Annotated in this window: 11 protein-coding genes; 2 read left to right on the top strand and 9 right to left on the bottom strand. The window is 59.1% G+C overall.

Translation table 11 applies throughout. From position 1 onward, the window contains the following. Positions 1–8: 8 nt before the first annotated feature. The 9 genes from flgL to flgF form a co-directional block, all read right to left on the bottom strand. Positions 9–1,523: a flagellar hook-associated protein FlgL gene (gene flgL, locus H586_RS0113900; protein WP_011368899.1), complete on the bottom strand. Its 1,515-nt coding sequence runs from the start codon at positions 1,521–1,523 to the stop codon at positions 9–11. Between the two features lie 47 nt (positions 1,524–1,570). Beyond that, entirely contained in the window at positions 1,571–3,661 is a 2,091-nt protein-coding gene (gene flgK / locus H586_RS0113895) for a flagellar hook-associated protein FlgK (RefSeq protein WP_011368900.1), read from the bottom strand. Further along, positions 3,661–4,125, bottom strand: a complete 465-nt coding sequence (locus H586_RS0113890; protein WP_011368901.1) for a flagellar protein FlgN — start codon at positions 4,123–4,125, stop codon at positions 3,661–3,663. The genes flgK and H586_RS0113890 overlap by 1 nt, the downstream gene beginning before the upstream one ends. A gap of 14 nt (positions 4,126–4,139) precedes the next feature. Continuing rightward, positions 4,140–5,306 (bottom strand): peptidoglycan DD-metalloendopeptidase family protein, encoded by a 1,167-nt coding sequence (locus tag H586_RS0113885; protein WP_011368902.1) that lies wholly within the window; start codon positions 5,304–5,306, stop codon positions 4,140–4,142. Between the two features lies 1 nt (position 5,307). Next, the gene (locus tag H586_RS0113880) at positions 5,308–6,420 is read right to left on the bottom strand and encodes a flagellar basal body P-ring protein FlgI (RefSeq protein WP_011368903.1); all 1,113 of its coding nucleotides are present in this window, start codon (positions 6,418–6,420) and stop codon (positions 5,308–5,310) included. Positions 6,421–6,432: 12 nt separating this feature from the next. Beyond that, entirely contained in the window at positions 6,433–7,137 is a 705-nt protein-coding gene (locus H586_RS0113875) for a flagellar basal body L-ring protein FlgH (protein ID WP_027182361.1), read from the bottom strand. 33 nt (positions 7,138–7,170) lie between these two features. Beyond that, the gene (gene flgA / locus H586_RS0113870) at positions 7,171–8,124 is read right to left on the bottom strand and encodes a flagellar basal body P-ring formation chaperone FlgA (protein ID WP_234702970.1); all 954 of its coding nucleotides are present in this window, start codon (positions 8,122–8,124) and stop codon (positions 7,171–7,173) included. 101 nt (positions 8,125–8,225) lie between these two features. Continuing rightward, on the bottom strand, positions 8,226–9,011 hold the full coding sequence (gene flgG, locus H586_RS0113865; protein ID WP_011368906.1) for a flagellar basal-body rod protein FlgG: 786 nt from the start codon (positions 9,009–9,011) through the stop codon (positions 8,226–8,228). A 27-nt stretch (positions 9,012–9,038) separates the two neighbouring features. Continuing rightward, a complete protein-coding gene (gene flgF, locus H586_RS0113860; protein ID WP_011368907.1) occupies positions 9,039–9,821 on the bottom strand; it encodes a flagellar basal-body rod protein FlgF in 783 nt (260 codons plus the stop codon). A 324-nt stretch (positions 9,822–10,145) separates the two neighbouring features. Here flgF and H586_RS0113855 point away from each other — a divergent pair, with 324 nt between their 5' ends. Both H586_RS0113855 and nusA read left to right on the top strand, forming a co-directional pair. Then, a complete protein-coding gene (locus H586_RS0113855; protein WP_011368908.1) occupies positions 10,146–10,661 on the top strand; it encodes a ribosome maturation factor RimP in 516 nt (171 codons plus the stop codon). Between the two features lie 36 nt (positions 10,662–10,697). Continuing rightward, positions 10,698–11,987, top strand: a complete 1,290-nt coding sequence (gene nusA / locus H586_RS0113850) for a transcription termination factor NusA (RefSeq protein ID WP_027182359.1) — start codon at positions 10,698–10,700, stop codon at positions 11,985–11,987. Positions 11,988–11,990: the final 3 nt, after the last annotated feature.

Here is an 11,990-nt window from a genome sequence, read left to right as displayed (position 1 = left end):
CTGCTCGTTTACAGGTAATTGGTCAGGTTCATCTGCATGATCATGGAGGACGACTTGAGCACGCTGTTATAGATGAGCTGCTGCTGCGCAAGGCGGGTCATCAGCTCGGCAACGTCCACATCTTCAATGTCGCTCATACGGCTTTTGTCGTCCAGCTCCGCGGTTGTCAACACATTTTTGGCCACGTCCAGCCGGTTTTCGCGGCCGCCTATGCTGGCCACCTGTGTCATCACATGCTGCCCCACATCGTCCAGAGCAGCAAGCGAACGTTGAATTCCGGCCTGATTGTTGGTCTCGGCAAAGGCCACCAGTTCGCCCACCACCTCAAACAGGTTGCTGGTGCCGCCGCCCATGGCCACCTGCGGGCCCGAACCGTCCGGCGGATTATATATTCCGCCGAAAATATCCTTGCCCACGCTGTTGATGGTCAGATGTTCGCCCGGAGAAATTTCAAGCTGGATGTCCGCACGGTGGGGCCGCAGTATAAACTGGTCGCCCGGATTGACAGCCGAACCGGCACCGGAACTCAGCTCCAGAAAACCGCCGGGAATAAGCAGCGAGGCGGAACTGCCGGTGCCCGAGGTGGTATTGCCCTCCACCCAGGTACTGCCGTTGTCCGTGCTGTACGAATATGTGATGCCGGACGCAAGGTCTGTTCCGGAATCAATCCGCACCATCACATCGCTTTTGAAATAACCGTTGCCCGACGCATTCACCAGATTATTGCCGTATGACTGCACCGTGGTGGAGTCGTTGTCATCCCCTTTGTACACGGCGGTGGGACGCACATACAGCCATGTACCGTTGTCGGTCTCGTGCGGGTTGTCGGGGTTCACAGCGGAAACGGTGCGGCCCGCGGGCAGTTCCACCTGCACGCTGCCGGCGGTCAGTGTCGTGCCGCCGGCAGAAAGTGTGCCCGTCTGCCATGTATCGCCGCCGTCATTGGAATACCGGTAGCTCAGCGCGTCGGTACCCACCTGACCGTTGCTGGTAAACTGGATGAGCATGGTCTTTTCCAGACTGCCGCTTACCGAAAACGACGCGCCGGAAAAAGCCGTATCAATGGTGGAAACATTGAGCCCCTGCACAAATGCGGGCTGGTCCGTCTTGTGACCGGCAAAAATGTGCCTTCCTTCCACCCGCGTATTGGCAAGGTTGATCAGCTGCTCGTACTGCTGACGCAGTTCAAAGCTTATCTGCTCGCGGTTGTTGGCGTCCAGCGTGCCCGTGGCTGCCTGTTCCGCCAGCCCCTTGATGCGCGTAAGCACGGTGTTCACCTGTGTCAGGGTCTGGTCCGCGGTTGCCAGCCAGCTGGTGGCGGTGTCCACATTGCTGCGGTACTGCTTGATGGCGGCCAGAGAATCGCGGTACCCCATCACCCGCGCCGCGCCCACAGGATCATCCGAAGGCTTGTTGATGCGCTTCTGGCTGGAAGCCTGAATGTTGGAGTCCATCAGGTTAGACAGCGACATGTTCATGTTGCTGATGAAGTTATCAAAAAGACTGCGCTGTGATACCCGCATGATTCATTCCTCCGCAGGGCTGCCGTGGCAGCTTCCCGCATGTGCCGCTACTGCTTGAGTCCCAGAAGCACCTGCAGCATTTCGTCGGCCGTGGTCACCAGCTTGGCGGCCGCCTTGTATGAATGCTGAAATTTGACAAGGCTGCTCATCTCCTCGTCCAGATTCACCCCGGCAACGGAATCCTGTCGCGCACTCAGGTCGTCGGCCAGCGTGCCGTAAAAATCCGACCCGAACTTGGCCTGCGCCGTATCCGAACCAACGTTGGCGGAAATGGTGTTGAAATATTCCGAAAGTGACTGATTGCGTCCCTGTTCGTAGCTTGTGGGGATATCGAGCTTTTTGGTTGCCAGTCCGCTGATGGCCGTGGCGGTGTCGTTGTCGCCCACATTGGCTTCTCCGCCGCCGTTGATGCGCCCGGCGTTGATGCGGCTCACATCGGCCAGCACTTCGGGACGCATGCCCAGCGTCACCGCCGAATCACCCTGAAAATATGTATTGATGCCCAGTGCAGCCAGCAATCCCGTGCTGTCGTCGGCAAAGCCGAACTGGTAGCCGTCGGCGGCATCCAGCACCAGCTGGTTGTCTGCTATGGACGCGGTGACATACCCGCCCCACGATGTGTTTATGGCATTCACCACATCGTCAAGCGTATGCACAGAAGGATCGAAGTTGGCTCCGCCGCCGAAATCAAGCGGGCCGAAAGAGGCCCCGGAGGCCAGTTCGCCCGTTGCAGAGTCAAAAAAGTACATCGTGAGGTTGCCGGACTTCAGCTTGTCGAAATAGGACAGACCGGAAGACGCATCGCCCAGCGCCAGCGCGGGGTCGTTCACACTGTCGCCGCCGCGTGTGTAGTCAAGATGGCCCAGACCGGCACCCTGACTGTGCAGATAGTTGACCTGCCACGCCAGCTCGCGGGAAAAAGCATCCAGCTTTTCCTGATATTTTCCCAGATTGGCATCACGGAAGCTGAAATAGCCGGCCAGAGTACCGCCCACAAGGCGCCGCGGATTGTCGCCGCCCTCGGCAAACGCCATGGGGGTTATGTTCAGCGGTTCAGTGGTGGGCCGCACCCAGTACAGGCCGCTTTTGGGCACGATGGTAAATTCGTCCCCTGCGGCAAGGTCATTGGCACCGGCATTGAAGTATATATCAAGACCGTCCACATGCACTTTGCCGGTTTGCGCATTGGCCTGAAACTCTTTGGGCAGCCCCGTGGTCTCGTCCGTCAGCCATGTGCGGCCACCGTCGTACGAAACCTTGAACGTGGCGCCGCCGCCCACGGCACCGCCGGAAACAATCTCCAGCGTGTATTCACGGGCCGAAGAACCTTCAAAGACAATCTCGCCGTCAAAAGGCGGCACGCCCTTGACCACGGCGCTGGTTTTGGGGCCTTCAAATTTCAGTTCAAACGATTCCTCTCCGTCCACCAGCGTATGCCCGGCCTTGGTGTTGACCACAAAGTCACCGCTGCCTCTGTCGATGACATCCACATCCATGATGGCCGCCAGTTCGCGTACCATCTGGTTGCGCTGGTCAAGCAGCGTGTTGGCGTTGTTTGATCCGGGAATATCGTGCACCTGAATGGAACGGTTCAGCTCGGCGATATCCTTGATAAGCTTGTTTGCTTTGTCCACATCCTGCCGGATGTACTCATCCATCTGGTGTTCCAGCTGATTCATGGAATCCGCTGTACTGTTGATGAGACTTGTCAGGCTCTGGGTGTGTGCCAGCAAAGCTTCGCGCGTGGCCTTGTCGTCGGGACGCTGCGCCAGCTGCTGCCAGTCGGTGAAAAACTGCGAAAGCGCGGCGTTTATGCCTTTTGAATTGGATTCGTTGAAAAGACTCTCGACGCTCTGCAGCATCTGATGCTGCGCTTTCCACCGCTGCTCGGTGGCAAAGTGATCGTGGTATTCCTGTTCAATAAAGGTATTGAAGTACCGGAAAACCTCCGCCGCCTTGACGCCGGTTCCCATCTGGCCGGGTTTCCAGTCGATGGGGGTTTTGGCTTCAAAACGTACGGCCTGACGCGAATACCCGGGGGTGTTCACGTTGGCGATATTGTTACCTGTGGTCTGGATGGCGCTCTGCGACGCAAACAGCGCATCCTTGCCCACGCTGAGCAGCGAGTTAAGCGTCATTACAGCCTCCCGCTGAGCAGTGCGGCCTGAGGTCTGTGGGTGGTGTAGCGCCCGCGGCCGCCGTAGGTCATACGGGTATCCGGCTGGATACGTTCATGCATGAAAGAAAGCATTTTCTGGCTCTGATCCATAAGCGCCAGCGCCAGCTCTGCATTGCGCGAAGCCATACGCGAACAGGTCTGCTCAAGTTCGTCGATGCGCTGCAGGGCATCACGCACAGGAGCCGCCGTCTCTTCATCCAGACTGTCGCAGTATTCCTGCAGACGCACGCCGTTCATGGCTTCCTTAAGCTCCACACGCTCGGAAGCCACCTGACGCACCAGTTCATGAATCATCATCTCCACATGGCTCACATCATCGGGACGACGTTCACGCAGGTGGGAAAACTCTTCCTCAAGCAGTGTTTCAAGATAGTGCAGCGCGCCTTTCTGGCGGACAAGATTGCCGAGCAGATAACCGGTCATATCCTTTACCTCCGTCAGCCGCGTTTACCTATGGAAAGCCCCGCCATCAGCCGGTTTCTGATCTGCTCGGGGTTCCATGCAAGTTCACCCTGACGCAGTTCGAAGTGCAGATGGGGGCCTGTGGAGCGGCCTGTGTCACCTACTTCAGCAATTTTCCTGCCAGCCGTGACAACATCCCCCACTTCCACATTCAGTTCACTGTTGTGACCGTAATAACTGCGCCACCCGCCGGCGTGTTCCAGCACCACCAGTTTGCCGTAGTCTCCCTTTTCTCCGGCAAAAACCACCTTTCCGTCCCAGCAGGCTGCCACGGGTTCGCCTTCTTCTCCGGCGATATCAAGCCCCGCGTGCCATTCCCGTTCACCTGTAAACGGGTCCGGACGCCAGCCGAAACCGGACGATATTCTGCCCGGCAGCGGCCAGTGCAGCGAGACGGGAGCGGCATCGCTTTGTGCGGGGCCGCCCATGCCGCCCGCGGCTTCAACCTGCTGCGGGGCATCCTGCGGTGCGGCATTCTGCCGTATGCGCCGGGCAAGCGCCTCCACCTGTGTAAATATCTTTTTGTCTTCAGAAGAAAACGCGGGAGGAACCGATGACAAAGGCGGATGCTCCGCCGGAGCAGAATCCGCCAAGACAGATTTGCCCGCACCGGCCTGCGGCTGTTCCAGCGGCGTGTACATGGCCTCGTCTCCGTCCTGCGGAACCGCATCACCGGCCGCGGCATCTTCCGGTAACGCCGCGGCATCTTCCGGCACCGCTGCGGCACCGTCTCTGAGAGAGAGCGGGCGTACTGCCGCGGCACCTGTCATGGCGCCGGGCGATGTGGTGCGGCTGGCATCCTCCAGCCTTCCCTGCAGCTGTTCATACAGCATATCTGCCAGCCCTATGCCGCCTGCCGAAGCCATTTTCTTGGCCAGCTCCTGATCAAACATGGACTGGTACATTTCTTCGTCGCGGCTGTGCAGGTAACCTTCTTTGGGCACGGTCGCGCGCATCTGCTGCCACAGTTTCTGAATGAACAGTGATTCAAAGCCTTCGCACGATTCGCGCAGACGCTGCTCGCGCGACTTGCTGTCGCCCAGCCGCTGACGCAGCGCGTCCATCTCGCGCTTGCGCCGCACAAGCTCCTGCCCTTCAAGGGCGGAAGATGCCATGCCGGAATCGTACAAAGGGCCGCTCATGCTAGATGACCTCCAGCTCCGCGTGCAGCGCGCCCGCCGCTTTGAGCGTGCGCAGTATGGAAATAAGATCGCGCGGTGTGGCGCCTATGGAATTCAGGCCGTCCACAAGTTCCTGCAGCGTGGCTCCTTCCATCATCACCAGCCGCCGGTTCTCTTCCTGTGCGGCTATATCCGTCTGCGGAGTGACCACGGTCTGCCCCGGGCTGAAGGCTCCGGGCTGCGAAACCTGCGGATTTTCCTGCACCACTATCTGCAGATTGCCATGCGACACGGCAACCTTGGAAATCCGCACACTGTTACCCACCACAACGGTTCCGGTCTTTTCATCCACCACCACACGGGCGGGGCTGTCCGGCGTTACGGGCAGGTTTTCCAGCGAAGCCATCAGCGGCACCAGATTGCCCCTGTAGGCGGGCGGCACCATGATGTCCACGGTGGCTATATCGCGCGCACTGGCAAACTGGCCGCCCATGTTGTCATTAAGCCTGTCCACCACCTGCATGGTTGTGGAAAAATCCTGCACGTTCATATGCAGCGTCAGCTTGTTCTGGGTGTTGAATTCAAACGGCACGGCACGCTCCACCACGGCACCGCCGGGAATGCGGCCCACGGTGGTGATGTTCTTCTGCGCCCGCGCCGCATCGCCTTCCGCCGAAAAACCGCCCAGGGCAAGCGGTCCCTGTGCCAGCGCATACACCTTGCCGTCCACCCCTTTCATGGGTGTCATCAGCAACACGCCGCCCAGCAGACTGGTGGCGTCTCCCAGCGATGATACCGTAATATCCAGACGCGAACCCGGACGGGCCGACACGGGCATGCGCGTGGTCACCATCACAGCGGCCACGTTTTTAGGTGTCAGCTTGGTGCGGTCCACGGCTATGCCCATCTTGTCGAGCATGTTCACCATGGAGCTTATGGTGAACGTGGATGATTTTTTGTCACCCGTACCGCCAAGCCCCACCACAAGCCCGTAGCCCATGAGGTCGTTGTCGCGCACACCGCCGAACGAGGCTATGTCCTTGATGCGTACAGCCTGGGCGGGCGACGGCAGCAGCAGGACAGCCAGCAGAAAAAGCAGCGCGCCACGGCGGAAGCAACGGGTAAAAAAGGTCATGTGTGTGCGCTCCTAAAACGGCCAGAGGTTGTCCATGAGCCGGGTGAACCAGCCCACACGCTGTTTGTCCGAAATGACACCCTTGCCGTAATAGGAAATGCGGGCATCAGCCATCTGGGTGGACATGACGGAGTTGTCGTCCGCCACGTCCGAAGTGCGCACCAGTCCGCTCACCATCACTATCTGGGTTTCTTCGTTCACTCTGGTTTCACGCGACCCCTCGACCTGCATCAGACCTCCGGGCAGCACCCGTGTCACCCTTGCGGCAATGGTGGCGGTGACAGTGTTTTCGCGGGTTGTCTCTCCGTCGCCGGAAAAATCGCTTACAGAGCTGAACTTGAGCAGCGGCACATCGCCAGTGCGGCCGCTGAGCAGCGTCTGCCCGGGAATGATGCCCACCTTGCTGCGGTCGAAAAACGAAGAAACGCCGTACTCGCCGGTGGATTCTTTATTGGTGGAGGTGGATGCCTTGTTCTCGGCCTTGGAATTTTCCACTATATTTATAAGGACAATGTCCCCCACGCGGCGTGCTCTGTAGTCGGCATAGAGCAGGTCTGCGTTTTCATCGCTGAACAGCGAACCGGGATTTTCGGCTTTTTCCTCCGGCGTGGTGACCACAGGCGGCGGCACAAGCCCGGGTTCGGGCGACGGCGCCTGTCTGGCGGCCGTGCAGCCGGAAGCTGCCAGCAGCAGCATGCATATGACTGCGTATCTCATGATATCCACTCCTCCGGACGCCGGTGCGGCCGGCTATTGCACAATGACGGTGGTCGGATCTTTGACGGTGGCATACACCTGCCTGCGACTTTGCAAATTCCGAACCGGAATGGAATCTCCGGCGGCACCGTCTGCCAGCGCTTCTGCAGGCACGGTAAGCAGAATGCGGCTGCCGCGGAAAACCAGATCAACCCTGTCTCCGCGCGCCACAGTGGGCATTATTTCAAGATCGGCTGCATAGATGACCTGCCCCTGCCCCACGGCCCGCGTCAGGCGCCACGGGCCGCCTTTGCCGTCCCACGGGTCTCCGCGCATGAACGCCCTGTTCTTGCGCACCATGGTCACAGCATCCGGCCCCAGCAGATCGCCCCTGTTAACAGGAAACGCCGCAGCCGGAACCCCCGTCCACACATCCACAAACACACTGCCTGTGGCCTGACGCACCACGTCTCCGGTGGGCCGCACTTCGGCCAGCCTCAGCGACAGCCTTCCGGCACGGACATCGTCCGTCATCAGCATGACAGTGTTCAGCGGGTCTTCCACAAACATGAACGCAGGCAGCCTGTAATCCCGCAGCGAGGCTTCGCCTTCCAGTGCGGCCAGCCGCGGAGTCAGCGAGTCCGCCACCACCTTGCGCAAAGCGGCCTCGTCATACAGACCGCCCCCTTTCTGCACCGCCATGGAAGCGGGGTACAGGCATTTGCGGTGGTGTTCCGGCAGGTACCGGCGCATGGCACGCTTCAGCCGCGGGCCGGTTATGCTCATGGTTCTGCCGGTCTTATCCGGTGATTCCCACAACGGCCGGCGGGCAAGCTGCTGCCACAGTTCCGGCGGCATTTCTCCCACGGGTGAAGCTATTTCACCCAGCAGCACCATATCTCCGTGCACCACCGCCGCATCGCGCAGCTGCAGACGCCACGTGCCCGTAAGAGAAGCTCCGGCGGGAACAGCAGCCAGCACGGCCAGCAGCACGGCCAGCAGCACCATGTGCAGGCCCCGCAGGCCACACCGCGAAAGAGACTCTGCCGCGGCGCCTGAATACGGTTTTGCAACGGACATCCACATACGCACGATCCCCCGCAGACGCATCAGGCGCGCTTGAGCTGGGTTGCCGTCTGCAGCATGTTGTCCGAAGCCTGAATGGCCTTGGAGTTCATTTCGTACGCACGCTGCCCCACAATCATATTGACCATTTCGTCCACCACTTCCACGTTGGACATTTCCAGAAAGCCCTGCGCGATGGTGCCCACATTGTCTTCGCCGGGCACGCCCTCCACAGCCACACCGGAAGCCTCCGATGCAAGGTACAGGTTACGTCCGGCGGCCTGCAGTCCCGCGGGGTTGATGAACGTGTACAGCGGGATATCAGCCGCGGCCAGCTCTTCACCGTTCTTATCCAGCGCCGCGATGTGCCCGTTTTCGGTCACCACCACGTTTTTTGTTTCGGGCGGCACGGTGAATTCCGGCTCCAGCGGGTAACCGTTGGCCGTGACCACGGTGCCGTCCTGATTGAGCTTGAAAGCACCTGCGCGCGTGTAAGCCGGTTCGCCGTTCACGGTAACCTGAAAGAACCCGTCACCTTCAATGGCGAGGTCCAGCGGGTTGCCCGTGTTGGAGTAATCGCCCTGAGTGAAAAATTTGTGCACGGTGGTGGGACGCACACCGAGACCCACCTGAATACCCGTGGGAATACGCTGGTCGTTGCCGGTAACCGAGCCTGCGATCTTCATGTTCTGATACATGAGGTCCTCAAACTCGGCGCGGCTCTTTTTAAAGCCCAGTGTGTTCACGTTGGCGAGGTTGTTGGAAATGGTGTCAATATTAAGCTGCTGGGCGATCATACCTGTAGCAGCAGTCCAGAGAGAACGCATCATGACGGATATCCTCCGGTTTGCCGCACGTTACGCACGGCCCCTGCCCACCTGAGTGGTGGCCATTTTGTCCACGGCATCAGTGGTCTGCATAATTTTCTGATAAGCTTCAAACTGACGGTTGGCTTCGATCATGTTGACCATTTCAGTAACAACCTCGACGTTGGCCGTTTCCAGAAACCCCTGAAGCACCACGGGGTTTTCCACAGGAACCTCCTGCGCCTCCGCTCCCTCACGCAGTCGGAAAAGGTTGCTTCCCTGTTTTTCCAGCGCATCCAGATTGTCCAGCGTGACCACCTGCACCTGACCTATCTCTTCACCGTCGGCATAGATGGTGCCGTTTTCCGCCACTGTCAGATTGGCACGCGGCGGAATCTGTATGTCTCCGCCCGCTCCCAGCACGGGCCAGCCCTGCTGCGTTACCAGCTGACCGTCGGAAGTCTGACGGAAGTTGCCGTTACGGGTGTAGAACTCGCCGTCCGGGGTACGCACCTTGAAAAAGCCGTCGCCGTGCACGGCCATGTCCAGCGTACCGCCTGTCAGCTTCAGGCTGCCCTGACTGAAATCGGTCTTGGCCAGCGCTATGCGCGGTTTGGCAATGTGTATCGGCTCCGGAAACATCTTCTTGGAACGCACATTGGGTATGGGTTCCATCACCTCGTCATGGGCAAAGGAAAGAAAAGTGTCCTTGAACGCGAGCACGTCGCGTTTGTACCCGGTGGTATTCACGTTCGCCAGATTGTTGGCGATGTTGTTCAGCCGGTGTTCGTTGGTAAGCGCCCCGAATAACGCGCTATACATACTGTCTTGCATGGCAGCCTCCTTGGCGCGGCGCACAGGCGCCCGCACAGCCGGTCACGATGCAACATGCGGGCCAGCCTGTTCAGCCTTCTTTTAACCGGCGGCGCCGGTTTTTTGGTCTGCGGCCATTGACAACGTCTCGGGAGCAACATATACGATAGCGATTCAAATGTGCGGTTCCCACGTGGATGCTACCTGTTCTGGCCTACGCCGTGCAGGCAGACCGGATTATCACCGGCGGACATTGATACATCCTGTGGCCGCTAAGCGGCTGAACGCGGGGTGGCCGGCAAGGCCCCCTTTTTTTTTGCGGCAAGACCGCATGGTACGATGCATATGACCGTCACAACAATTCACGAACAACTGCTGGAAATCATCACCCCCGTCATCCGGTCCTTCGACCTTGAGTTGTGGGGCATGGACTTTATTCAGGGCGGCAAGGCCGTTCTGCGTATATATATTGACGGACCCGACGGCGTTACCATCGACCAGTGCGCCACTGTCTCGCGGCATATCGGGCTGGCACTGGAAGTCGAAGACATCATTGCCGGGGCTTACAACCTCGAGGTGTCGTCCCCGGGACTGGAACGGCCTTTGTTCAGCGCGGCACAGCTTGCCGCCTATAAAGGACACAAGGCAGAACTGGTGCTGCGCGCCCCCTGTGCGCAGTTTCCCGGACGGAAAAAATTTACCGGCGTTGTCGGAAACGTGGAAGGCGAAAACTTCACTCTGCAGATAGACCCGCTGAAAGGCGGCGACAACCTGCAGGAAGAACTCAGCGCGCACTGGGACGATGTGAAAAAAGCCAGACTGATCTACGATTTTGACAGCGAAAAAGGCCAGAAGCGCTAACGGCCGCCCGGACATATCGAGTCGGAGGAATTCCCCATGAGCATGGAATTGAAAAAAGCCATAGACCAGATCAGCAAAGACCGGGGGCTGGACCGGGCACTGCTGGTCGAAACGCTGGAAGAAGCGGTACGTACCTCCGTCATCCGCAAATACGGCGATGAGCTGGACCTTGAAGTCAACTTCAATGAAGAAACAGGCGAAATCGAGGTTTACCAGTTCAAAATCGTGACGGAAGAAGTGGAGGACGAGGCTTCGCAGATTTCTCTGGAAGACGCCCGCGCACACGACCCCAGCGTCCAGCTTGACGACGAGATGGGCTTTCGCCTGAAAATCGAAGATCTGGGCCGTATTGCCGCCCAGTCCGCCAAGCAGGTCATCATCCAGCGCATGCGGGATGCCGAGCAGGAAATCATATACGAAGAATTCAAGGACCGCCTGAACGAAGTCGCCAGCGGCATCATTCAGCGCAGAGACAAAACCGGCTGGATCATCAATCTGGGCCGTACCGAAGCGCTGCTGCCCAAAGACGAACAGATTCCGCGCGAACACTACAAGCGCGGCGACCGCGTGCAGGCCATCATCATAGAAGTGCGCAAGGAAGGCCGCGGCCCGCAGGTTGTGGTATCCCGTTCGCACCCCGACTACATGGCCGCGCTGTTCAAACGCGAAGTGCCCGAAGTGGATGACGAAACCGTTCAGGTGATGGGTGTTGCCCGCGATCCGGGCAGCCGCGCCAAAGTGGCTGTCACCTCGCGGGACCGCGATGTCGATCCGGTGGGTGCCTGTGTGGGCATACGCGGTTCGCGCATTCAGAATATCGTGCAGGAACTGCGCGGCGAACGCATCGACATAGTGGTGTGGAGTCCCGACATCGCAACCTATGCACGCAACGCCCTCAGCCCCGCCGTGATCAGCCGCATCATTGTGGACGAAGAGGAAAACATGCTCGAAGTGGTTGTGCCTGACGATCAGCTGACCAATGCCATCGGCAGAAAGGGTCAGAACGTCAAACTGGCATCCAAACTGCTGGGCTGGAAAATAGATATTTACACCGAGACCCGCTACAACGAAGCCAACGCCATAGGGCGCGGTCTCGAACAGCTGGCCAGCGTGGCCGAAGTGCCCATCGAGCAGTTTGTGGCCGCGGGCTTCTCGTCCATAGAAGAGCTGCGCGACGCCACAGACGAAGAGCTGATGGCCGTGGAAGGCCTTACTCCCGGAAAGATCTCGGATCTGCGGGCTGCCATCAACTTCCTTGCCCCTGTACAGCGCAGCGCTGAAGACGGAGAGGAAGAAGAAGCCGCTGACGGGGAAAACGCCGAATAGTCC

Origin of the sequence: Oleidesulfovibrio alaskensis DSM 16109 (assembly GCF_000482745.1) — a bacterium.
Taxonomy (GTDB): domain Bacteria; phylum Desulfobacterota; class Desulfovibrionia; order Desulfovibrionales; family Desulfovibrionaceae; genus Oleidesulfovibrio; species Oleidesulfovibrio alaskensis.
The sequence above is the reverse complement of the archived record's forward strand: the minus strand, read 5'-3'. Positions and strand labels throughout refer to the sequence as shown.